This window comes from Pseudomonas amygdali (assembly GCF_002699855.1).
GTDB lineage: Bacteria > Pseudomonadota > Gammaproteobacteria > Pseudomonadales > Pseudomonadaceae > Aquipseudomonas > Aquipseudomonas amygdali.
Map to the genome: position 1 here is coordinate 1 of NZ_LKBW01000294.1, position 23695 is coordinate 23695.

19 protein-coding genes, 1 tRNA gene and 3 pseudogenes are annotated in these 23695 nt (G+C 58.4%); 17 read left to right on the forward strand and 6 right to left on the reverse strand.

What is annotated here, in order from left to right; genetic code table 11:
* Window positions 1-312: 312 nt before the first annotated feature.
* The 5 genes from gacA (at window position 313) to AO277_RS28625 (ending at window position 3779) form a co-directional block, all read left to right on the forward strand.
* Window positions 313-957, forward strand: coding sequence for a response regulator transcription factor GacA (gene gacA / locus AO277_RS22610; RefSeq protein WP_002553344.1), 645 nt, complete (start codon window positions 313-315; stop codon window positions 955-957).
* 2 nt (window positions 958-959) lie between these two features.
* The gene (gene uvrC, locus AO277_RS22615) at window positions 960-2783 is read left to right on the forward strand and encodes an excinuclease ABC subunit UvrC (protein ID WP_044317369.1); all 1824 of its coding nucleotides are present in this window, start codon (window positions 960-962) and stop codon (window positions 2781-2783) included.
* 32 nt (window positions 2784-2815) lie between these two features.
* Window positions 2816-3376, forward strand: coding sequence for a CDP-diacylglycerol--glycerol-3-phosphate 3-phosphatidyltransferase (pgsA, locus tag AO277_RS22620; protein WP_002553346.1), 561 nt, complete (start codon window positions 2816-2818; stop codon window positions 3374-3376).
* Between the two features lie 66 nt (window positions 3377-3442).
* Window positions 3443-3518, forward strand: a tRNA-Gly gene (locus tag AO277_RS22625).
* A 117-nt stretch (window positions 3519-3635) separates the two neighbouring features.
* Window positions 3636-3779, forward strand: coding sequence for a hypothetical protein (locus AO277_RS28625; protein WP_169748165.1), 144 nt, complete (start codon window positions 3636-3638; stop codon window positions 3777-3779).
* Window positions 3780-3831: 52 nt separating this feature from the next.
* On the opposite strand, the gene AO277_RS29305 is transcribed toward AO277_RS28625, so the two are convergent.
* The 4 genes from AO277_RS29305 to AO277_RS22640 form a co-directional block, all read right to left on the reverse strand.
* Window positions 3832-3954: a hypothetical protein gene (locus AO277_RS29305; RefSeq protein WP_002553348.1), complete on the reverse strand. Its 123-nt coding sequence runs from the start codon at window positions 3952-3954 to the stop codon at window positions 3832-3834.
* A gap of 47 nt (window positions 3955-4001) precedes the next feature.
* A complete protein-coding gene (locus AO277_RS22630) occupies window positions 4002-4928 on the reverse strand; it encodes a sugar ABC transporter substrate-binding protein (protein WP_044317368.1) in 927 nt (308 codons plus the stop codon).
* A 92-nt stretch (window positions 4929-5020) separates the two neighbouring features.
* On the reverse strand, window positions 5021-5809 hold the full coding sequence (locus AO277_RS22635) for a TIM barrel protein (protein ID WP_044317367.1): 789 nt from the start codon (window positions 5807-5809) through the stop codon (window positions 5021-5023).
* On the reverse strand, window positions 5806-6828 hold the full coding sequence (locus tag AO277_RS22640) for a Gfo/Idh/MocA family oxidoreductase (RefSeq protein ID WP_044317366.1): 1023 nt from the start codon (window positions 6826-6828) through the stop codon (window positions 5806-5808). Before AO277_RS22640 ends, AO277_RS22635 begins: the two co-directional genes overlap by 4 nt.
* A gap of 192 nt (window positions 6829-7020) precedes the next feature.
* Here AO277_RS22640 and AO277_RS22645 point away from each other — a divergent pair.
* Window positions 7021-9001 (forward strand): annotated as a pseudogene (locus tag AO277_RS22645) (sigma-54 interaction domain-containing protein).
* A 6-nt stretch (window positions 9002-9007) separates the two neighbouring features.
* Here AO277_RS22645 and AO277_RS22650 read toward each other — a convergent pair.
* Window positions 9008-10098, reverse strand: a pseudogene (locus AO277_RS22650) (LacI family DNA-binding transcriptional regulator).
* Window positions 10099-10219: 121 nt separating this feature from the next.
* On the opposite strand from AO277_RS22650, the gene AO277_RS22655 reads away from it, so the two are divergent.
* The 11 genes and pseudogenes from AO277_RS22655 to AO277_RS22705 all read left to right on the forward strand — a co-directional run bounded on the left by AO277_RS22655 (window position 10220) and on the right by AO277_RS22705 (window position 22671).
* Window positions 10220-11311: a fatty acid desaturase family protein gene (locus AO277_RS22655; RefSeq protein ID WP_044317364.1), complete on the forward strand. Its 1092-nt coding sequence runs from the start codon at window positions 10220-10222 to the stop codon at window positions 11309-11311.
* 36 nt (window positions 11312-11347) lie between these two features.
* Window positions 11348-11668, forward strand: coding sequence for a MocE family 2Fe-2S type ferredoxin (locus tag AO277_RS22660; RefSeq protein ID WP_002553354.1), 321 nt, complete (start codon window positions 11348-11350; stop codon window positions 11666-11668).
* Window positions 11669-11686: 18 nt separating this feature from the next.
* Window positions 11687-12919 (forward strand): NAD(P)/FAD-dependent oxidoreductase, encoded by a 1233-nt coding sequence (locus AO277_RS22665; protein ID WP_044317363.1) that lies wholly within the window; start codon window positions 11687-11689, stop codon window positions 12917-12919.
* A 1-nt stretch (window position 12920) separates the two neighbouring features.
* Window positions 12921-13757, forward strand: coding sequence for a sugar phosphate isomerase/epimerase family protein (locus tag AO277_RS22670; RefSeq protein ID WP_005732041.1), 837 nt, complete (start codon window positions 12921-12923; stop codon window positions 13755-13757).
* Between the two features lie 431 nt (window positions 13758-14188).
* On the forward strand, window positions 14189-14857 hold the full coding sequence (locus AO277_RS22675) for a DUF3313 domain-containing protein (RefSeq protein ID WP_005746429.1): 669 nt from the start codon (window positions 14189-14191) through the stop codon (window positions 14855-14857).
* 530 nt (window positions 14858-15387) lie between these two features.
* Window positions 15388-17838 (forward strand): TonB-dependent receptor plug domain-containing protein, encoded by a 2451-nt coding sequence (locus AO277_RS22680; RefSeq protein WP_044317362.1) that lies wholly within the window; start codon window positions 15388-15390, stop codon window positions 17836-17838.
* 41 nt (window positions 17839-17879) lie between these two features.
* Window positions 17880-18854, forward strand: a complete 975-nt coding sequence (locus AO277_RS22685; RefSeq protein ID WP_044317361.1) for an amino acid ABC transporter permease — start codon at window positions 17880-17882, stop codon at window positions 18852-18854.
* Entirely contained in the window at window positions 18847-19632 is a 786-nt protein-coding gene (locus tag AO277_RS22690) for an amino acid ABC transporter ATP-binding protein (protein WP_044317360.1), read from the forward strand. Before AO277_RS22685 ends, AO277_RS22690 begins: the two co-directional genes overlap by 8 nt.
* Window positions 19633-19660: 28 nt before the next feature.
* Window positions 19661-20590: pseudogene (locus tag AO277_RS22695) on the forward strand (ABC transporter substrate-binding protein).
* Window positions 20591-20612: 22 nt separating this feature from the next.
* Window positions 20613-22196 (forward strand): flavin monoamine oxidase family protein, encoded by a 1584-nt coding sequence (locus AO277_RS22700; RefSeq protein WP_044317359.1) that lies wholly within the window; start codon window positions 20613-20615, stop codon window positions 22194-22196.
* A 40-nt stretch (window positions 22197-22236) separates the two neighbouring features.
* On the forward strand, window positions 22237-22671 hold the full coding sequence (locus AO277_RS22705) for a RidA family protein (protein ID WP_002553364.1): 435 nt from the start codon (window positions 22237-22239) through the stop codon (window positions 22669-22671).
* Window positions 22672-22716: 45 nt separating this feature from the next.
* On the opposite strand, the gene AO277_RS22710 is transcribed toward AO277_RS22705, so the two are convergent.
* Entirely contained in the window at window positions 22717-23691 is a 975-nt protein-coding gene (locus AO277_RS22710) for a type III effector (protein ID WP_257214247.1), read from the reverse strand.
* Window positions 23692-23695: the final 4 nt, after the last annotated feature.

A 23695-nucleotide genomic window follows, 5' to 3' on the forward strand; every position in this document is an offset into this window, starting at 1 on the left:
GAGCTGGTAAAACAAGGGCCTGCCTGACGGCAGGCCCTAACCAGCCCGAACACAAAAAAACTGATACTCCCTCAGGCGTTTGACGACGACCATTGCCGAGCTTTCCGCTCCTGAAAAGCTTCCTTAGGGTTAGCATTGCGAGGCGGACATGCAGCCTGCTTTCCTGCGGCCTGCGGCCTGCAGGTTTTTTTCGTCGTTCTCGAAGCACCCACCGTCAAGTTGTCGAGAGTCTGAGTTCGCAGTGCTAGGTCTGACTCATTGTTTTTGTTATGGTGATTGGCATTCGTTATGGCCGTTGCGCGAGGTGTCTGCTTGATTAAGGTGCTAGTTGTCGATGACCATGACCTTGTCCGGACAGGCATCACACGCATGCTGGCCGACATAGACGGTCTGCAGGTTGTCGGGCAGGCTGATTCCGGCGAGGAATCACTAAAGAAGGCGCGCGAGCTCAAGCCTGACGTTGTACTCATGGACGTCAAGATGCCGGGCATCGGTGGGCTGGAGGCGACGCGCAAGATGCTGCGCAGCCACCCTGATATCAAGGTCGTCGCAGTCACTGTCTGTGAAGAAGACCCGTTTCCGACCCGTTTGCTGCAGGCAGGTGCTGCCGGCTACATGACCAAGGGTGCGGGGCTTGCCGAAATGGTCCAGGCCATTCGCTTGGTGTTTGCCGGTCAGCGTTACATCAGCCCGCAGATTGCCCAGCAGCTGGCCTTGAAGTCGTTTCAGCCGCAGGTCAACAATTCGCCGTTCGATCTGCTTTCCGAGCGTGAAATTCAGATTGCCCTGATGATTGTCGGCTGCCAGAAAGTCCAGACCATCTCGGACAAGCTTTGCCTGTCACCGAAAACCGTTAATACCTACCGATACCGTATCTTTGAAAAGCTCTCGATCAGCAGTGATGTTGAACTGGCTTTGCTCGCTGTACGTCACGGCATGGTTGATGCCAGCGCCTGAACATGACCCAGACTTTCGATCCAAGTGCATTTCTCGCGACCTGTAGCGGTCGTCCCGGCGTCTACCGTATGTTCGACGCCGAAGCCACACTGCTTTACGTCGGCAAGGCCAAGAACCTCAAGAAGCGTCTTGCCAGCTATTTTCGCAAAACCGGACACGCGCCCAAGACCGGAGCGCTGGTGTCGCGCATCGCCCAGATTGAAACGACCATCACGGGCAACGAAACTGAAGCGCTGTTGCTGGAGCAGACCCTCATCAAGGAGTGGCGGCCGCCGTACAACATTTTGCTGCGTGACGATAAGTCCTATCCCTATGTGTTTCTGTCCGATGGTAACTACCCGCGACTGAGTATTCATCGGGGAGCCAAAAAGGCCAAGGGCCGTTATTTCGGGCCTTACCCGAGTGCCGGAGCGATTCGCGAGAGCCTTAGCCTGCTGCAGAAGACCTTTCAGGTGCGGCAGTGCGAGGACAGCTACTTCAAGAACCGCACGCGTCCTTGCCTTCAATATCAGATCAAACGTTGCAAAGGGCCGTGTGTCGGGCTGGTCGAGTCTGAGGTGTATGCCGAGGACGTACGTCACTCGGTGATGTTTCTCGAGGGACGCAGCAATGCCCTGAGTGACGAACTGAACGCCTCCATGGAAAAAGCCGCGATGGCGCTCGACTTCGAACGCGCAGCCGAGTTGCGCGATCAGGTCGCCTTGTTGCGCCGAGTCCAGGATCAGCAAAGCATGGACGGCGGTACCGGCGATGTCGATGTGGTCGCCGCGTTCGTCAACCCTGGCGGTGCCTGCGTGCACCTGATCAGCGTGCGGGGCGGGCGGGTGCTGGGCAGCAAGAACTTCTTCCCGCAGGTCGGCATAGAAGAGGAGGTCGGCGAAGTGATGTCGGCTTTCCTGGCTCAGTATTTTCTCGGCGGCGTTGATCGCGAGTTGCCCAGCGAAGTCATCGTTAACGTCGTCAACGATGACTTCCCGGCGTTGATTGATGCCATCGAGGAGCTTCGCGGTCGTGAAATGGTCATTAGCCATCGGGTGCGTGGCACTCGGGCTCGCTGGCAGCAAATGGCAGTCACCAATGCCGAACAGGCGCTGGCGGCGCGTCTGGCCAACCGTCAGCATGTCGCATCACGTTTCGACGCGCTGGCCAAGGTGCTCGGTCTCGAAGATCCGCCAATGCGCCTCGAATGCTACGACATCAGCCACTCCAGTGGTGAGGCGACCGTAGCGTCCTGTGTGGTGTTTGGGCCTGAAGGCCCGATCAAGTCCGATTACCGGCGTTTCAATATCGAAGGCGTAACGGCGGGCGACGACTATGCCGCCATGCACCAGGCGTTGACCCGACGTTACAGCCGCATCAAGGCCGGGGAGGGCAAGTTGCCGGATGTGCTGCTGGTGGACGGCGGCAAGGGCCAGATGTCCATGGCCCGTGATGTGCTCAATGAATTGCAGGTGCCTGATCTGATTCTGCTCGGTGTCGCCAAGGGCACCACGCGTAAGGCGGGCTTTGAAACCCTTTACTTGAACGACGCAGCACATGAATTCACGCTGCCCGGCGATTCTCCGGCGTTGCACCTTATTCAGCAGATTCGCGACGAGGCTCACCGCTTCGCAATCACCGGTCACCGCGCGCGGCGCGGCAAGACCCGGCGCACCTCGACCCTTGAAGGCGTTGCAGGTGTCGGGCCGACCCGGCGTCGTGACCTGCTCAAACATTTCGGCGGATTACAGGAATTGTCCCGTGCCAGCATCGATGAAATCGCAAAAGCACCTGGAATCAGTAAAAAGCTGGCAGAGTCGATTTATGCAAACCTGCACAGCGAGTAGAATGCCCGCTCACCTCGTAGCCAGTTGTGCCGATGAATATCCCTAATCTGATCACCGTACTACGCGTTTTATTGATTCCGATCTTCATTTTGCTGTTCTACATGCCTTATCACTGGAGCTACATGGCCGCCAGTGCAGTCTTTGCGTTCGCTGCGGCGACCGACTGGCTCGACGGGTATCTGGCCCGCCGTCTTGAACAAAGTACGCCTTTTGGCGCCTTTCTCGACCCGGTAGCAGACAAACTGATGGTGGCCGTGGCATTGGTGCTGCTGGTTCAGGCGCATGCCAATCTGTGGCTGACGCTGCCCGCAGCGGTGATCATCGGTCGCGAAATCGTGATTTCTGCACTCCGCGAGTGGATGGCGGAAATCGGCGCGCGTGCGCAGGTTGCCGTTTCCAATATGGGCAAATGGAAAACGGCGGCGCAAATGCTCGCGCTGGTTATTCTGCTGGGCAACCCGCCTGCGATCACGATCTGGGTGATTCTCGGCTACGCATTGCTGCTCGTTGCAGCGGGGTTGACCCTGTGGTCGATGGTGCAATACCTCAGAGCCGCGTGGCCGCACCTCAAGACTACGGCAGAAAAAAAATAAGTTTTTGAATCAAGAGCTTGACGCAGCTTTCTGAAACGCTAGAATAGCGCCCGTCATAAAGACAATGCGGGAATAGCTCAGTTGGTAGAGCACGACCTTGCCAAGGTCGGGGTCGCGAGTTCGAGTCTCGTTTCCCGCTCCAAATCTAAATCCATGTATGCCCAAGAGGCATATGGGATTAACAAAAAAGACGCTTAGGCGTCTTTTTTCGTTTTTGCGGTAAATATCCCGGGTTTACTTTCTTGTGATGTACTTCTGCTTGTCTGAAGCAATTTTGGCGTCCGAAGCCATATTGCCGTCGCCACTTCAAGCAGTCGAAGGAACAGTAGACCGGCTGGAGGCCATTATCGGGCACCCGCTGCGCACCTACGAAGACTTCGGCAAGGAAGCCACTGTCGGTTGAATCGCCGGCAGGGCAGCCATCCTGCCGGGTAAGAAACCCGGCAGTCAGTGCTTTAGTAGTTCACCCAGGCGGCATCGTTATTGGCAGACTGTACCCAGCGCACACCTTCTACGCCAGTGTCGATACCCGGCTTGGCAGCCCATGCCATGCGTTGCCCCTGAACTTCGAAACTCATCTGGGCAGGGCGTTCATCCCTCCATTCGATACTCGCCTTCCCGACTACTATTTATAATGTTGCTCGAACACCGCTACCTGCTCCGGTGTAATGAGTTGAAAGGGCACCCAGACCTCGGCGTCGACCGGCTCGCCTTTGATCATTTTTATGGCCGATTGCAGAGCTGTGGTAGCTTGGGCCTTCGGGTCTTGAAACACCGAGGCTGCCAGCATTCCACGTTTGATTGCCGCCAGGCCATCAGGCAAGCCGTCAATGCCTACAATTGCAACTTCCCCCTTCGCTTTGCCAGCCTGTTGTAACGCCATGGCGGCGCCGATGGCCATCTCGTCGTTATTGGCCACGATGGCATCAAAGGTTCTGCCCGCCAGTAGCCAGTTACTGGTCAGGTCCATACCTTTGTTACGTTGCCATTCCGCTGTTTGCTGCTCGACGATCGTTATGCCCGGATAGTCCTTGAGCACCTGTTTGACGCCTTCGCTGCGGTCGTGTGTCGAGTTCTGCGCAAGGTCACCCAAGATGAGCGCGATAGTACCTTTGCCTCCCATCTTTTCTGCCAGATAGCGCATCTGCAATTGTCCTGCCTCAATGTCGTTGGACGCCACGGTGGTAACGCCCTTGGGCAAGACGCGCTCATCCGGGTGACGGTTGACGTAGACAAGCGGCATCTTTGCCTCGACCGCTGCGCGGGTCATATTTGCCGTGGCGGCGGTGTCCACCGGCAAGACGATAACCGCATCCACTTTCTGGCTGAGAAAGCCCTGAACCTGATTGATCTGGCGAACGACATCGCCTTGAGCGTCCTCGAACTGGAGCTGCACATTCTCTTTTCGGGCAGCTTCTTCCAGGCCGCTGCGCACATAGGTCATGAAGTTATCGTCGACTCTGGCGATCGTGACGCCAATTCGGTAGCTCGCAGCAGCCCATTGGCTGGAAACCAGTAACAGCACGGCGATAAACAGTTTGCAGAAGGGCATGAGACGTTTCCTTTTGTTGTTATGTGTGACGTTCACCAAGACCTGTCATGAACGTTTCCAGCGCTTTTCACGAGAGCTTGCCAAGGTGTTCCTCAAGTCAGGGTGAAGGCTTTTTTGAAGCGTTCCAGTGCTGCTTCGCTGTTGCCACTGGCCCAGCCTTCAAGCCCGACGACACCCGTGTAGCCCATATCGAACAACGCTCTGGCGATGGCGGGATAATGAATTTCACCCGTACCAGGCTCTTGGCGACCCGGGACATCGGCGACCTGGATTTCTCCTATGGCGCTGCCTGAGCGCTGGATGAGTTCGATCAGGTTTCCTTCGCCGATTTGCGCGTGATAAAGGTCCAGGTTCATTTTCAGGTGCGGGCTGCCCACGGCCTCGATCAGGGCCAATGTGTCTTCAGCGCGAGCGAACGGGGTGCCGGGGTGGTCGACCTCGGTATTCAGGTTTTCCAGCAAGAATACCCGGCCTGCCTCTTCGCCAAGGCGAGCGAGTTTTTCCAGCGTTTTGCAGGCACTCAACCACATGCGTCCATTGACATGAGCCACCGGATTGACGGGCAGACCTTTGTCGTCAAGGCCCGTTCCATGCAGGTTCAGGCTCGGGCAATTGAGCCGGACGGCAACCGCGAGGGATTCGCGTGCGCTGTCCAGCATGTGCTGGATTGCGTCGGCATCGGTCAGATTGCTGTGGGTGTAGCCGGTCATAGAGGTGAAATTCGCCCCTGTGGCAGCCAGCGCTGCGATGTCCTTATTGGCCCAGCTCCATATTTCGGCGCTGAAGCCCAGCTCGTGAATACGCCTGACACGCTCGGTGAAGGGTAAATCCAGGAACACCATCTCGGCGCTGACCGCTAATGTGAACGGTATGGAGCTCATGCGTCGACTCCTCGTGACACTGCTACCGGCCGGCCTTGCTGGAACGACTCGATGCAGGCGCGGGCAATGGCCAGCGCCGCTCGGGCATCTTCGCCACTGGCCAGGGGTTTGGCCCTGGTACGCAGGCAGTCGGCAAAATGATTGAGTTCGGCGATGTAGGCGTCACGCAGCAGGTCGGTGTCCAGTCGTTGGGAGTCGGCCTGTATGCCATTGGCCAGGTAACGGGTCAGATCAGATTCACTGACGTTGCCCATAGTCAACATGCCGGCACTGCCGAAGACCTCGCCCCGGACGTCGTAACCGTAGACCGCCTGAAAGCTGGCTTCAGCGGTGGCAATGGCACCGTTGTCGAAACGGATCATCACCACCGCTGTGTCCAGAAACCCATTGTTCTTGTAATCCGGTGCAATCAGCGCATCAGCCATGACGAACACGCTGACTACCTCGGCACCGGGATTCAGGTAGCGCAAGGTATCGAAGTCATGAATCAGCGTTTCAAGAAAGATCACCCATTGCGGCGAGGCTGCCGGATTGTTCAGCGCAGGATCGCGGGTTAACGAGCGCAACAGTTGCGGTGTACCTATACGCCCCTCAACCACGTTCAGATGAGCCGTACGAAAGCTTTTGGCGAAGCGACGGTTGAAACCGACTTGCAAGGGCACGCCGGCATCGGCGGCCGCAGCGATAGCGCGGTCGGCTTCCTCGAGAGTGATCGCCATGGGTTTCTCGCAAAAAACGCCCTTGCCGGCCCGCGCCGCGCTGATGACCAATTCTGCGTGGCTGCGCGCGGGGGCAGCGATCAGCACGCCATCCAGGTCTGGGTCGTCCAGCAATTGCTGAGGGTCGGTGTAAACCCGATCTACCCCTAACTCTGCGGCCAGACGCGACGCCTGGCCCGGAGTGGGGTCGGCGATGGCGGCAAGGCAGGCACCGGGAATATGGTGGGCGGCGGTCTGGCCGTGGAAGCTGCCCATGCGACCGGCGCCAATCAGACCAAGGCGGAGAATTTTTTTGCTCATGAAATAACCCTTTTTAATTGTTGTTCGATTATTTCCCGGCCGTAAGCGCGCCGGGCAAAGGGGGAGAGCAAAGGCTATGCCATAACTTAAACTATTGATTTTAAAAGTTTATTAAAAATTTACAGTCAAAAAGTGTTCATTTTAATGACATGTCTATACTGACATGTTGAATATATGAACATGGATACATCAATGTCCTCACAGTCTGCGACCTTCAGCGTGCAAGACCTCGGATACCTCACAGCATTGGGGACTGTGGCACTCAACAGCGGTCCCATACCCGAACTGGAGCAGGCCTGGCGGGCGCGCCTGAGTGGCGTTGACGAGCGCCCGGCGACGGTCAGGAAGGTTATTTGGGATTCCTGGGGACGCAGCATCGCAGGCGGCGTGAACCCGGAAGACAGCGACTACCGGTTTGTCGACCCTCAACACCTTGCGGCTACTCTGGCGGCCAATCGGGTTTTGATTGCCGCAGCAGCTCAAGTGATGCGCGGCTTGCTTGCCTATAACCCGAGAGGCCATATCAACCTCACCGATGCTGATGGCACCACACTGTATTTTTGCGGGCTGGATCTGACGCCGGTAGGTACGCGTGCAGGGCACCAACTGCACCGGGCTGGCCCTGGCTGAAGATTCCCTGGTGTATGTACTGGCAGAGGAAAACTTCGGTACAGGCCTTCGTCAGCGGCGGATGCATTGCGCTGCGGCGCCAATCCGCAATGCCCAAGGCAAGACCCTGGCGATGCTGACTCTGACCGCAGAACCTGGCTGGTTCCATTTTCATACGCTCGGCACTGTCCAGGCGGCAGCCGAGGCCGTCTCGCGGCAAATGGCCTTGCAGGCGCTGCTGGAAGAACAGCAAACCGTGCTCGAAGTGCTCAACGAAGGTTTGGTGGTACTGGACGAACGAGGCTGTATAAAAGCACTCAATCGCTATGCCCGGCAGCTTTTTCGGGTCGGCCTGGATTTGCTGGGCAGCCCGTTCCAGCGTCTGGGGCGCAGTGATTTGAACGAACAGATTCTGGCGCGTATCGGTGAAGGGCTGCGGGACCTGGACTGCACCTTTGAACTGCATGATTTCAGCCAGTTGCCCTGTCTGGTTTCGGTATGCCCACTGGAGCAGGGCGGGCGCGTGGTGTCGCTGCGAGAAAATCGGCGCATTCGGGAGATCACCCGGCGAATTATCGGCACTCAGGCCCGTTACACGTTCGAGACCATTCAGGGCCGTTCACGGGCGATTGCAGATGCCGTGCATTTTGGGCGGATCGCCAGTCGCAGCGATTCCACCACCTTGATTCTTGGCGAAAGCGGCACCGGCAAGGAGTTGTTCGCCCAGGCGATCCATAATGCGAGTGACCGCAATAGCGGGCCTTTTGTAGCGGTCAACTGTGGCGCGATTCCCCGGGACCTGGTGCAAAGCGAGCTGTTCGGCCATGTCGAGGGCGCATTCACGGGTTCGGCTAAAGGCGGGTCGGCGGGCAAGTTCGAACTGGCCGATGGCGGCACGATCTTTCTTGATGAGATCGGCGACATGTCCTTCGACGCGCAGGTCAGCCTGTTACGGGTGTTGCAAGAGGGCGAAGTAACCCGGGTCGGGGCGAAAAGCTCGCGACCAGTGGATGTACGCATCATTGCCGCCACTCACCGTAACTTGAGTCAGGCAGTGGCCGAAGGCGCCTTTCGTGAAGATCTGTATTACCGACTCAACGTGCTCAACCTGACCGTACCGCCGCTGCGTATGCGTCGGGAAGACATTGCCTTGCTGGCGCAACATTTTCTTGATCGTTGTGCTCGTTCATTGCGCAAGTCAGTGCTGGGGCTTTCTGCGCAAGCCCTGGAATTGCTGGTGGCTTATAGCTGGCCGGGCAACGTGCGAGAGCTGGAAAACAGCATTGAGCGCGCGACCAATCTGGCCACGGGTGAGCTCGTCCAGCCCGCCGATCTGCCCCTTGAAATCAGGCAGCGCAGCGGCCCCGCGGTGCCGGGCCGGCTGCCAGTGCCTTTGGCGGCCCATGACCTTGGCACCCACGAAATGCACGCGATTATTGCGGCGCTCGAAAGCACCCGAGGCAACATTCGCCTCGCGGCTCGACAGCTGAACGTTTCCCGCGGCGGGCTGTACAACAAAATGAGTCGATTCGGCTTGAACGCCGCCGATTTTCGAGGGCTCTGACGCCGGTCAGGCGTCGGTATTCTCCGAGGTCACGATCTGTAGCGGTACATACACCCGGTGCCTGAGCGGATCGAAGCTGTTGACGGTCTGCAACTCGATCAGCAGATTTACCAGTGCCTCGGCAATTTGAAGAGGCTGGGAGTCGATCACCACGTCAACCAGCCCGTTCGCGAGTGCGAGGCGCGACAGTTCGGTGGACTCCTGCAAAATGCAGCACAGCGCTGGACGTCTGGGCAGTTGCGCGAGGGCACTGATGATGCCGTCGCCACCACCGCCCACCACGCACAGCCCGCGCAGATCGTCATGATTGCCCAGCAATTCCAGGCTCGCCTCTTCGGTGATATCGCAGTTGTCGAGGTTGATCAGCGGCACCAGAGGACGTAACCCCGGCGCATGCTCTGCCAGGTAACTGTGTAGCCCTTCAACCCGCGTCTGATGACCGAGAAAGCGATGGCCGCCGAGCAGAATGCCGATGCTGCCTTTGCGAGCACCGCAGGTACGTGCCAGCAGCCAGCCCATGGTGCGTCCGACCTGATAATTGTCCTGACCGACGTAAGGCTCATCGGCGTTCTCATGAATGTCTGAAAGCAGCGCTATCACCGGGACGCCAGCCTGGCGAATCTGTTCAAGAGCAGCGTTGATCAGCGGGTGGGCGAAGCTGACCACCGCCAGGCCGTCACATTGCACTGCCAGTTGTTCGAGTTGGGCAACGATGGCGGCCGGGCTGCGATCAGTCACGTATTCGAACTGGCAGGTCAGATTGGCCCCGATACGACGTTGCGCGGCCTGGCCAATGGCCTGAGCGAGGTTGGCATAGAACGCCTGGGCGGTGTTCAGCAACAGAATGCCGAAACGGTAAGTGGGACGTTGCTCGACAATGCGCTGCGCAATCAGCCGTGCGGCGAAATAACCCACTGCTTCCGCGGCCTTCAGCACCTGCTCGGCGGTAGCGGGGTTTACCGGAGCGCGGGCGTTGAGCACGCGATCGACAGTCGCGACACTCAAGCCTGCCTGCGCGGCAACAGTCGCGATGGTGGGGCGCTTATTGTTATTCATGACATGCCCTTGAAGCGGCTTGATAGAAAACTATCAAGCACCGCAGATGCTCGATGATAGCTTGATAGTGAATGTATTCAAGGCCTTGAGAGGGGGGTGGGTGCTCTCTATATTTTCTTACGCAAAGTTCCTGAAACTTCACACTTGCGGAGAATAATAACAATGCCTCAAGACACTGCAGCCTGTCAGCGCGACTATAGCCTGACCGGCCCCGAAGCTGCCCGTGCAGCGGAAAAAGGCCTGGTATCTGCCGAGTGGTACCAGTCGCCCATATCCCGTCAACGCATGAAACAATTGATGCAGCGCCGCGACGGCCCGGCCTTGCTCGACACCGCGATTTGGTTGCTGGCGCTGCTGGTCAGCGGTTTTGGCGGCTACTGGTTCTGGGGTTCCTGGGCATGTGTGCCGTTCTTCCTGGCTTATGGCGTTCTTTACGCCACAGCCTCCAACCCGCGCTGGCACGAGACTGGCCACGGCACCGCGTTCAAGACCCGGTGGATGAATGACGGGTTGTACCAGGTGGCCAGTTTCATGTGCATGTTCGAGCCACATGTATGGCGCTGGAGCCATGCGCGGCATCATACCGACACTATCGTGGTAGGTCGCGACCCGGAAATTGTCGAGCCACGGCCGCCGAGCCTTGTGATGATGTTCCTGAGCCTGTTTCAGATTCCCTTGCTGATCAAAACAATGGGCGGCGTGTGCCGACATGCTTTTGCGCACATGAGCGAGCAAGAGAAGGATTTCATCCCGGTGTCCGAATGGCCCAGAGTGTTTCTGGCCGCGCGTATCTGGTTCGCCATTTATGCCGGAGTGGTTGCTGCGGCACTGTATCTGCAAAGCTGGTTACCCCTCATGTACGTCGGTTTGCCCATGCTTTATGGCGGCTGGCTGTCTTACCTGTTCGGCCTTACTCAACATGTGGGGCTGGCTGAAGACGTGCTCGATCATCGCAGCAACTGCCGCACTATCTACATGAACCGCGTGCTGCGCTTTCTGTACATGAACATGAACTATCACCTTGAGCACCATATGTACCCGATGGTGCCGTATCACGCGTTGGCGCAACTTAATGAAGAGATCCGCCACGACTGTCCGCCGCCTTATGCCAGCCTCGGCGAAGCCTTCAAGGAAATTATTCCAACCCTCCTGAGGCAGCGCCGCGACCCGACCTACTTCATCAAGCGCCAGGTGTCACATGCTTCAGCGCCTGCCACCGCCGCACGTCCCCAGCCTGAAGCGACCTCCGGCTGACACTTTCCGGTTGTTCCCGAACGAGAGAGAAAAACCATGAACAATCAATGGATTGATGTATGCGCCGTGGGCGAAATTGATGAAGAAGACGTCATGCGCTTCGATCACGGCCCGCATACCTATGCCGTATACCGTTCCGCCGACAACGAATTTTTCGCCACGGCGGGCCTGTGCACCCACGAAAAGATTCACCTCGCCGACGGGCTGGTAATAGATCACGTCATCGAATGCCCTAAACATAACGGCCGCTTCGACTATCGCAATGGCAAAGCCCTGGGAGCACCCGTGTGCGTCAATCTCAAGACCTTTGCCGTACGGGTCGAAGCCGGGCGGGTTTTGCTTGCGGTCAGTGACTGAAAATCAGGAGTGCATGCCATGAATGCTCCATTGATTATCGTTGGCGCGGGTCATGCAGCTGGCCGTGCAGCGCTGACCTTGCGCGATCAGGGTTACGCTGGCCGACTGATACTGATCGGCGCCGAGCCGCACGTGCCGTATGAGCGCCCACCTTTGTCCAAGGGCGTGCTGCGAGGCTCCGTGGACCTGGCCGGTTGCAGCCTGTGTGCGGACACGCGCCTCACTGAGCTGGGTATCGAGCATCTGACCGACAACCCGGTAAAGAGCCTCGACCCGCAGGGTCATCGCATGCAGTTGGCTGACGGCGATGAGTTGCCTTACAGCCGATTGCTGTTGGCGACCGGGGGCAGGGCGCGTTGCCTGGCACAGATCCCCAGGCACCTGAGCAATGTTTTCTACCTGCGCACCCACGATGAAGCATTGGCGTTGCGGGGTGCCTTGATCCACGGTTCACGCCTGGTGATCATCGGTGCCGGGTTCATTGGCCTTGAAGTTGCGGCGACGGCGCGGGCTCTAGGCTGCCAGGTGACGTTGCTCGAAGCAGGCCCTCGTCTGGCCGGGCGCGTCTTGCCTGAAGAAGTGTCCCGGGCATTGCTGGATTTGCATCGGCAGCACGGCGTCGATGTACAACTCAATGTCGTGCTTGAAGGCGTGCAAGGCAATGAGCGCGCCGAGTCAGTGCTGCTGGTCGACGGCCGGAGTGTGCTTTGTGACGCAGTGGTTGTCGGCGTTGGCATGCAGCCGAACATCGAGCTTGCAGTAGCGGCTGGCCTTGCCGTGGGGCAAGGGATTCGTGTCGACGATCGACTGCGCACCAGCGCCCCGGACATCTTCGCCGCCGGTGATGTGTGTGAGTATCGCCTGCACCCGGAGGGGGTATATCAGCGGCAGGAGACCTGGCGCAACGCCGAAGCGCAGGGGCGCCACAGCGCATTGAATATGCTGGGGTACGATCTTCCGTTCCAGGAGGTGCCCGGCTTCTGGTCCGATCAGTACGACTGGAGCGTGCAGACAGTCGGTGTAACCACGCAGCCCCTGCCTTCAGCCAGCCGCGCATTGGCCTGCGGTGGGCGGTTGCTGTTCTACCTGGATGCGCAACAACGACTGCAGGGGGCCTGTGGCCTGGCGCTGGGCAACAGCGTTGCCAAAGATATCAAGCTGTGTGAGCGCCTGATCGTTGCCCGAACTCCGCTGAGCGTCACCATGCTCAACGACCCCGAGTGTTCGCTCAAACAACTGCTGAGGCTCTGACATGGACACATTTCTGGTATTTCAGTCGCTATGGGCCATGCAGGACCATCGTGGCCAGTGTGACGTTCCCATCGAGGCGCAACTGGACAGAATTGCCGCCGCCGGCTTTGACGGGATCACCGACCATTACTGGCATGCCCCCGATGTCATGCGGCTGCATGCCGCCGCAGAGGCCCGTGGCTTACAGATTGAAGGTCAGCTATTCCCACAGACAGTAGCCGATCTGGACAGGGCGCTTGAAGTTGCTTGCCGCTACGGTTGTCACCACCTGACTCTGCAGGCCGATGCACGTCCGCGGACGCTGGCCCAGGCGATCACGTTGATCGAGGGCTGGCAGCGTCTGGCCGAGCAGGTGGACTTTCCGGTTCTGCTGGAAACTCACCGTTACCGCCTTACCAGTGATCTGTTGTTTACCCTCGACGTGCTGGCGCAGATGCCGGACCTCAAACTGTTGGCTGATTTGTCCCACTACGTGGTAGGTCGGGAGTTGCCCGAGTCGGCGACGGCCGAGGACGACGAGCACATTCACAGCATCTTGCGCCATAGTTGGGGCTTTCACGGCCGTATAGCCAATAGTGAACAAGTGCAGGTGCCTTTGAGCTTTGCACAACACCGCCCCTGGCTTGAGCGGTTTTCAGCCTGGTGGCGTTACGGTATCGAAGATTGGCTGGCTCGACCGAATAAACCAGCCAGCCTGTCTTTCACGTGCGAGCTGGGCCCACCCCCGTATGCAATCACAGGGAGTGACGGGCGCGAAATTTCAGATCGCTGGAGCGAGGCACTGTTACTCAAGGATCTGATTCGCGGAATCTGGAATGATTGCCGTTCAAGGGTCTGACGGGTTCAGCCCACTTGATGCGAATGGTGAACTCTTCAAAAGCATACCGATGTGTACATTTTAGGTTGACGACCCATCGCCAACGGTTTAAAACTATACACGTCGGTACAGTTTTGGTGGTCTCGCAGTTCATTGCAGACTGACACACATCCAGAACAGTCCGGCAGCGCCTCGCAGAGCAGTCTGATGATGATCGATTAAATGCCGTGCAACGCGGTACGTCGCGATCATGGATGGCCCTGCATCAGGCAAGAGAGTGCTCCGAGATACAGTGCCTCTGGAAAACGTGCTTCTGGATAAACAGTCCCGGGATATTACCAGTGCCCTTCAAAGGTACTGCCCGTGACGGTGCGTGCCTGATAGTAGTCGGGCTCGGGGATTGACGGTGAGTGCTTGAATTTCAATAACCTGATCACGCTGGAGAGTTCTGCATGCACTACGTTAAAAACATGAAGTTGGCCGGGCTGTTGTTATTGGTTTTTCTGGTCACGGGGTGTGCCAGTCACGAGCCGTCGCCTTATTCAGGAATCGAGTCATCACTTGAAATGCGGCCCAACAAACAGGACAGCTCGGGTCGTATTCCCTTCAAGTACTCGACGTCAGTCAACTGGAACCAATACGATAAAGTAATGCTTGAACCTGTGGTGATCTACTCGGGAGCGGATGCGCAATTTTCAGACCTGGAGCGCAACGAAAAGACCGTCCTGGCCAACGACATGACAGTCAGGTTCTCTGAAGCCCTGGGCAAGCATTTCCGGTTCACCGACACACCTTCACGCGGGACAATGCGCATTCGCCTCACCCTGACCGGGGCCGAGACCACTGTTACCGGGCTGTCTACATTCTCGCGATTCGATATCGGCATGGGGTCATATAACCTCGTTCAGGCCTCCAGAGACCGTGAAGGTACGTTTACCGGGTCCGTCAGCTATGCCGTCGAGATCTACGATGCGTCCACTTCGCAGCTTCTGGAGTCCTATGTCACTCGGCAATATCCAAAGGTTTATGACATAAGCTCGACCTTCGGGCGTTTGTCGGCGGCGCAGGCGGGTATTTCCAGAGGCGCGGATGAGCTGATTGAGTTGTTGCTCTCAAAGTAAAGCAGCCTTGGGAAGCCCGGCCTGATAATCGGGTCTTCCTGTCAGTCAGACACCTGAGAACTGAAAATGCTATTTGTGAATAATAAAATAAATATAAATCAAAAATAATATTAGCTTATGACCAAATAGAATTATGTTTTCGAAATTGATTCCGTTATGTTTGGTTTCAACAGCCTACCCCTTACCTCGGATGGTACCAATCGTTATCAGGATTTTGCGCATCAGGCCGCCGTCGAGTGCGCCATGACCGAGGGATAAACCATTCCCCTCAAGCAGAATCGTTGGAAGGGAGTTCAACGTATGTCGCCTGTTCAATCCTGCCACTGGCTTTATTCCTCTCGCCCTGCTGTTGACAGGCGCTGCGCGTCACTTCTGCCGCCAACCGGCTTCTCACCCCACCGCTAGCTCATCGCGCAGGTTTTACCTGCACAGCCTGAAACGTGCGTACCGCGCTGTCCCTACGACAGCAGGAACGCCCGACTTTGCGATTTGCATGCATGGCTTCAATGACGGCCATGTCTGGAGTGAATATGAAGCAAGCTTTACACCGTGCCCGAGCCTCGAATGCCGTGCTGGGCTACTGCCCGCTGGCGTTGGCGATAGGGAGCGTTTTGCTGTCAGGGACGATTCAGGCCGAGGAAAAAACCGCCGAGGATGAGCGTCGTACCTTGTCCACCGTGGTGGTCACCGGTAATCGCGGTGCCGAGCAGCGCACCGTGACCAGCAGCCCGGTGCCGATCGATGTGGTCAGTGCCAAACAATTACAGAGTACTGGCAAGCCCGGCCTGATGGAGGCATTGAGCGCGGTCATCCCATCTCTGACACTGCCGGAAAAAACCGGTTGGGACGCCAGCGGCATTGCCCGTGCGCCCAACTTGCGTGGTTTGAGTGCCGCCGAGGTGCTGGTGTTGGTCAATGGCAAACGCCGCCATACCAGCGCGACTCTTAATATCAACGGCATCAACACCGGCGCTGCGCCGGCAGACCTCGATCTGATCCCGATCAGCGCCATTGATCATGTCGAAGTGTTACGCGATGGCGCGGCGGCTCAATATGGCTCCGATGCCATTGCCGGGGTGATTAACGTCATCCTCAAGGCCGACACCAGCGGCACCTCGGTGACCAACGCCGGGCTCGGTTATGACGGCAAGAAGCAGACCGTGCAGCAAAGCCTCAATAAAGGCTTCGAGATTGGCGACGGCGGTATCGTGCAACTGGCGCTGGATGCCCGCAGCCAGAATGACGACAACAAGGCCAGCGCCAATGGCTACAGCTACGAACAAGCCTACGACCTGGCGGGCAAGTCCACGTATGGCGGTTACGGCACGCCGAAAACCAATCTGCTGACCCTGGGCTACAACGCCGAGCTGCCGATCGATGGCAGTTTCAGTCTATATTCCTTCACCACCTATTCGCGTCGCAAGGCCGAGCAGGGGCAGAATTTTCGCCTGCCGATCATTACCAATACGATCACCACCGGGCCCAATGGTTATCCGGCCGGATACACGCCCACCTGGTATATCGACGAAGACGATTTTCAGGCTGCGTTTGGTGGCAAAGGCACGCTTGGTGAATGGGACTGGGATCTGTCCAGCACTTACGGGCGCAACGAGGCGGAGCAGGGCACCACGCATAACCAGAACCCGTCGCTGGGTGAGGCCACGCCCAACAGCTTCACATCAGGAACGTGGATTTCCACCGAGCTGACCACCAATCTGGACTTCAAGCGCGGCTTTGACATCGGCCTGCAAAAGCCCCTCGACGTGTCCTACGGCCTTGAACATCGACGCGACACGTATGAGGTGCAGGCGGGCGACTATGAATCCTATGCCAACGGTGGTTACTGCGTCGCACCGGGCAACTGTGCATCGTCAGGTGCGCAGGTCACCAACGGCATTTCGCCGGATGAAGAAAGCAGCGCCTCGCGCAACAGTGTCGCCAGTTATGTCGATGTAGGCTTCAACCCTGTGCCTGACTGGTATGTCGGCAGCGCACTGCGCTATGAACATTACAACCAAGGTGTGGGCGCGACCCGCAGCGGCAAGTTGACCACACGCTACGACTTCACCCCGCAGTTCGCCGTTCGCGCCACCGTCAGCAATGGCTTTCGTGCGCCATCCCTGGCCAACAGTCTGTTCAGTGCACGTTCGACCACTTACGGCGTGGTGGACGGCGTGTATCAGTCGATCAATTACGGCGTATTGCCGACCGGCTCGGGTGCCGCCAGAGCGTTGGGTGCCGAGGACCTCAAGCCGGAGCGCTCCACCAATTTCAGCCTCGGTTTCACCCTAACGCCTACCGATCAGTTGACCCTGGCCGCCGATGCCTACGTGATCAATCTGCGTGACCGCATCACTCTGACCGGCACCCTGCTGGGTGATGAAGTCACTCAGGTGCTGCTCAACAACGGCATCGATTCGACGTCGGGCGGCCAGTATTTCATCAACGGTGCCGACACCCGCACCAAGGGGCTGGATCTGGTCAGCAACTACCGTCAGGACCTTGGGCAGTACGGGTCAGTGAAGTGGACAGCGGCGTTCAACTGGAACCAGACAAAGATCCTCAGCTACAAGGAATCCACCTCTATCCTCGGTACATCCTATGAGCTGATGGACCGCGAGGCCCGCAATCTGATTACTGGCGTGCAGCCGCGTACCAAACTGATTCTGGGCGGCGACTGGAGCATCGAGCGCTTCAACCTGAACCTGGCGCTGACCCGTTACGGTTCCTACAAAGAGGTCAATTCCTCAGCCAATCGCGATCTGGATCGGGTGTACAGCGCCAAGTGGATCACCGATCTGGACCTCGGCTACAACCTCAGCAAAAACCTCAACGTTGCCATCGGCGCAAAGAACCTGTTCGACATCTATCCAAAGAAACAGGGGGTTCCCAGCAGCACCATGGTCAGCAGTTACGGCACCTATTCGCCCTACGGTTTTACCGGCGGTTACTACTACACCCGGCTGACTTACGCCTTTTAAGGCCAGCACCTGAAAACCCCCATTGAGTGCGAGGAACAAGCATGCCCACTGTCGCCAAACCCTATGACTTCATCGACGAGACCAGCCGTTACCCGCTGCGCCAGAGCCGGGTAGCACAACCACCGATCAAGGCATTGCAAGTAGTACCCGCCCGGCATCCCGGTCGCTGGGTGGGGTCGATATTCGCTGCACTGGTGCTGGTCGCCATCGTGCATTCGCTAGCGACCAATCCGCGCTGGGAGTGGGGTGTGTTCGGCCAATGGTTCTTCTCGCCGTCAGTGCTGCGCGGCCTGGCCCAGACGTTGCTGCTGACACTGCTCAGCACTGTGTTCAGCATCATTCTCGGCACGGCGCTGGCGCTGGCACGCCTGTCGGGCTCACCGCTGCTGGCGGCGCTGGCCTGGGGCTACATCTGGTTTTTCCGCTCGATGCCGGCGCTGCTGGTGTTGATCATTCTCTACAACTTCGCCTACCTGTACGACCACATCGTACTGGGCGTGCCGTTTACCGATCTGGTCTTCGCCGAATGGTCAACGGTCGACGTGCTCAGTCAATTCACCGTGGCGGTCCTGGGCTTGAGCCTGATGCAGGCGGCGTATACCGCAGAAATCATTCGTGGCGGGCTGATCGGTGTCGATGCTGGCCAGCATGAAGCCGCCGCAGCCCTGGGCTTGCCGGCTTCGCGTCGGGTTTTCCGCATCATTCTGCCCCAGGCACTGCGTTCGATCCTGCCTTCGGGCTTCAACGAAATCATCGGCCTGGTCAAAGGCACTTCCATTGTTTACGTGCTGGCCTTGCCAGAGCTGTTTTACACCGTGCAGGTCATCTACAACCGTACCCAGGCGGTGATTCCGCTGCTGATTGTTGCCACTGTCTGGTACCTGATCATCACTAAGCTGTTGACCAGCGCGCAGTACTACGTCGAGCGACATTTTGCTCGTGGCACGGCGCGTGTTTTGCCGCCCACGCCCTTGCAGCGAGTGCGCGGCTGGTTGAAGGAGAAGCATCATGAGTGAAGCCTCTGCACCCGTGCGCGCAGGGCGCATTCAGATCCAGGGCGTGGGCAAACGCTTTGGCAGCCAGCAGGTGCTCAAGGACATTGATCTGAGTATTGAGCCGGGCAAGGTCACGGTGATTCTCGGGCCGTCCGGCTCGGGCAAGTCCACGCTGTTGCGCACCATTAACCACCTGGAAAAGATCGACAGCGGTTACATCACCATCGACGGCGACTACGTTGGTTATCGGCGCAAGGGTGATCTGCTCTATGAGCTCAAGGAGCGTGAAATCCTCAAGCGGCGCATCGAGGTTGGCTTCGTGTTTCAGAATTTCAACCTGTTCCCGCACCTCACCGCCTGGGAAAACATTGCTGAAGCACCGTTGGCCCATAAACGCTGGAGCAAGGCCGAGGCGCAGGCAAGAGCAGCTGAACTGCTGGCCAGGGTTGGCCTGGCAGACAAGGTGGACGCTTACCCACGCCAGCTTTCCGGGGGCCAGCAACAGCGCGTCGCCATTGCCCGTGCGTTGGCGCTGGACCCCAAGGTGCTGCTGTTTGATGAACCTACCTCAGCCCTCGACCCCGAGCTGGTCGGCGAGGTGCTGGATGTCATCAAAGGGCTCACGCAACTGGGTGTCACGCTGGTGGTAGTGACCCACGAGATCAGTTTTGCCCGGGAAGTGGCGGATCACGTGGTGTTTCTGTGCGATGGCCAGTTGATTGAGCAAGGGCCGCCGGAACAGGTTTTCCACCATCCCCGACACCCTCGCACCGCTGCCTTTCTCGGAAAGGTGCTGTGAATTCCCCGCTTTCAAGGAGTGATTGCTGATGCTAGTGAATACCGCCCGCGTAGCCCTGCTGACGATAGCCGTCAGCGTGGCGCAAAGTGCTTTTGCTTCCACCGCGCAACCGGTCGACCTCAGTCCTGACCGGCAACGCATTCATGTACCGCGCAACGAAGCGGCCATTGCGCAGATCCCGGCGGGCTTCAAGTTTGCCCAGCCAGGCAAGTTCACCGTGGCCGTCTCCGGTGTGGCGGGGCCGCCCCTGGCGCTGCTGGCCAATGATGACAAGACCACCATCGGCAGCGAGGCCGACACCGCGCAACTGGTGGCGGACAGCCTGGGCCTGCAATTGAACGTGGTGCAGACCAGTTGGGAGGACTGGCCACTGGGCGTCAGTTCGGGCAAATACGACGCAGTCATCAGTAACGTCACCGTGACCGAAGCGCGCAAGAAACGCTTCGATTTCGCCACCTACCGCCAGGATGTCCTGGGCTTCTATGTCAAGACCAACAGCAAAATCAGCGAGATAAAACAGGCGTCGGACATCGCGGGGCTGAAGATCATAGTCGGCTCCGGCACCAATCAGGAAAAGGTCCTGTTGGCGTGGAACGAGGCTAACGAAAAGGCTGGTATCAAGCCTGCGCTGTTGCAGTATTTCGATGATCAGGCGGCTGCGCAGCTTGCCATTCAGTCGGGGCGCAGTGATGCGCTGTTCGGGCCCAATTCGGTGTATGCCTACTCGGCCGCCATCACCGGAGGCATCAAGCGGGTCGGCACGGTTAACGGCGGCTGGCCACTGCAGGCTGATATCGCCGTGACCACGCGCAAGGACAACGGTCTGGTCAAACCGATTCATACCGCCCTTGAAGGCGCGATTGCCGGCGGGCAGTAAGAGCAAGTGTTGCAGCGCTGGGGCCTGGATGTGGAGCGCGTCGACAAGTCGCTGATCAACCCGCCCGGCTTACCGGATTGAGGCCTTCAAGGGAGCAAATGACATGGGACTGACACGACGTGAAGCACTTTCCAGCATTGCTGCGGTAGGTGGCGAAAAAGCCGTCAAGGACGCGCTTGCGGTACTGGGGCTGGGGCCTTCATCACACCGGCGGCCAAAACCTCTTAAACTCGGAAGCGGGCTGGGGCAGGGCACTCGCGTACTGGTGCTGGGTGCCGGAATCGCCGGGCTGGTGACTGCGCTGGAATTGACGCGGGCAGGGTTTACCGTGCAAGTGCTGGAGGCCCGTGATCGAGTGGGCGGCCGCAACTGGACGTTGCGCAGCGGCGATCAGGTGGACTACAAGGACGGTCGCACGCAGACCGTGGGCTTTGATCCCGGGCTGTATTTCAATGCCGGGCCAGCGCGGATTCCCAGCCAGCACCGCACGCTGCTCGACTATTGCAGCGAGCTGGGGGTGCCGCTTGAAGTGCTGGTCAACAGCAGCCATGGCGCTCAGGTCCGCCCGGACCTGCAACAGCCCGCGTTCACTGTCGGCCAGGCTATCAACGACGCCCGCGGCCACCTCTCGGGTCTACTGGCCACGGCGGTGCAGCGCGATGCTCTGGACGATGTGTTGAGCGGCGAAGAGCGTCAGCGCCTGTTAGCGTTTTTGCAGGTGTATGGCGACCTCTCGCAGGAACTGGCTTATGAGGGCAGCCTGCGTTCCGGACATCAGGAGTCGCTCTCGCATCCGGGGGCATTGCCGACCAGTGCGCAGCCGGTAGGGCTGGAGCGCCTGCTGCATCCCGAGCTGTTGGGCGCGCTGCTGCACACTGAGTTTCCCGAGTTCTCGGCGACCATGTTTCAGCCGGTCGGCGGTATGGACCGCATCACCGACGCCTTTTACCAGCGCCTCACTGAACAGGTGCAACTGGGCGCGCAGGTGCGCCAGATTCGTCAACTGGAAGACGGTGTGGCGGTCACCTATCACGACAGACACAGCGGCCGCGAACAGGTAGTACGCGCCGATTACCTGGTCTCGACCCTGCCGTTGCCGTTGCTGGCCAGGCTGGATACCGACTTCAGCAAGCCGGTCAAGGCTGCTTTGCTGAGCACCCGCAACGATCAGGCGACCAAGGTGGCGTGGCAATCCCCGCGCTTCTGGGAAACCGATTACCGCACCTATGGCGGGTCGTCCTGGATCGACCATCCGGCGCGCCTGCTGTGGTACCCGAGCAATGACTTGAACACCCGCGATGGCCTGCTCGTCGCCGGTTACGTGACCGGGGAGGGTGCCGACGTGTTCGGCGCGAAACCGTTCGAGGCGCAATACGCAGCCTCCAGAGAGGCGGTCGAACTGCTGCATCCCGGTTACTCGCATCACCTGCGTAACCCGTTGGCCGTGTCCTGGGAGCAGATTCCTTACAGCGAAGGCCCGTGGCTGCAACGCGAACATTTCCCGGCCGACGCCAGCGCCTTGCTGGATGAACCTCATGGCCGGGTTTACTTCGCTGGCGACGGGCTGGTGCAGAGCGGCGTGGGTATCTGGCAGGAATCAGCCGCCAATTCGGCGCGCCATGTGGTCGGGCAACTGGCCGAGCGGGTTATCCAGCAACGACAGACGGCGGCCCTCACGGCGTCCTGAGCCTTTATTGCAGCATCAACATCCATTGAGGAGTGACACCATGAGCGACAGCATTCAACGTACCAGCGTCGGCGATTTTCCAATCTCGCAAACCGTGACCGTGCCTGCCTCGGCCATTCTGGTGTTCATCAGCGGCACTTTGCCCGACCTTGCCGACCCACACGCTCCGGCGGGTACGCCTGCCGCCTATGGCAACACTGAAGTGCAGAGCGTTTCGGTGTTCAACAAACTGCGCAATATCCTCCGGCAACAGGACCTTGATCTGGGCGATATCGTGCAGTTGCGGGTGTTTCTGGTGGGGGCCGAGGAAACCGGCGGCAAGCTTGACTTTGCAGGCCTGCAGGCCGGTTACACGCAGTTTTTCGGCACCCCCGAGCAACCCTTGAAACCTGCGCGCACCGCTTTGCAGGTGGTGGCGCTGCCGTTGCCCGGTGCGCTGATCGAAGTGGAAGCGGTAGCGGCCAGGCAGGCTTGAGCACCTTTCCTTCCCGGTAGCCTTTAAAGCGAGGGCTTCGATGGGTCAGCCTTTATCGGGCACAACGTTTTCCCAGTGCATCAGTAGATCTTCGCGCAGCATGCCCAATGCCTGTCGTTGGGTCTTCAGGTCTGGTGAGAAAAATGCCGCATCAAATATGATGCCCATTCGCTCCTGGCTCTGCTCTGCTTGCAATTGCGCATTTTTCGCCTGCTCGGGTTGCATGTCCGAGAAACTGAACACCGGGAGCATATTGCGTGACCAGCTCTCGGGCAAAGGCTGACCGCTGGCGAGCAAGGCACCGGCATAACACTCAGCCAATTGCTGCGAGCCGCGCATCATTCCGGCTCTGTACAACTCCTGCTCGGTGCGGCTTGACGCAAGCCGGGGATAGATCTGGGCAGCGGCTTTGGCGACTTCACTGATGGCGTCATCGTCGCCGCCGAAGAACGCTTTCAGCAGCGTATCTTCGCCGACAGCACCTTCAATACGTTTCGCCGCAGCGGGCCATGAGTCTCCTGTGGCCAGTTTGAAACCGTGATAAGGGTCTTTGGCCAGAGGGATAGGCAAGAGGCGTTTCGGCGTGGGTAGTTTTTCCGTCAGATGAGTGGTCAGGCCTTCGTTCAAGGCTTTCCAGTGCCGATGATCAATGTGACGACCCCTGAACTCCGGGTGGGTGTAACAGTGTATGAACTCGTGCCCTGCGACCTCGGCCGGGTGACTTTCAAGCGCAATGTTGGGGTTCAGCTTCACCTGACGGGTTTTAACGTTCCACTGACCTGCGACGCCAGGGGGAATGTCGTGAGTGACGTCTGCCTTTGCTTTGAAACAGTTACTGTCTTTGGGAATGTAGGCGCCGTAACGCTCCAGAACCGTTCTGTTTCCCTGATCCAGATCGTTCTGAGAAGAGCGATGCTTTAAACTCATGGCCGCCCATATACTGCCTCCAGGATCTTTTGCAAAATCATCCGGATGCCTTGTCAATCGACATCCTGTCGAGAGCGCAAGGGTTCCTACCATCAGT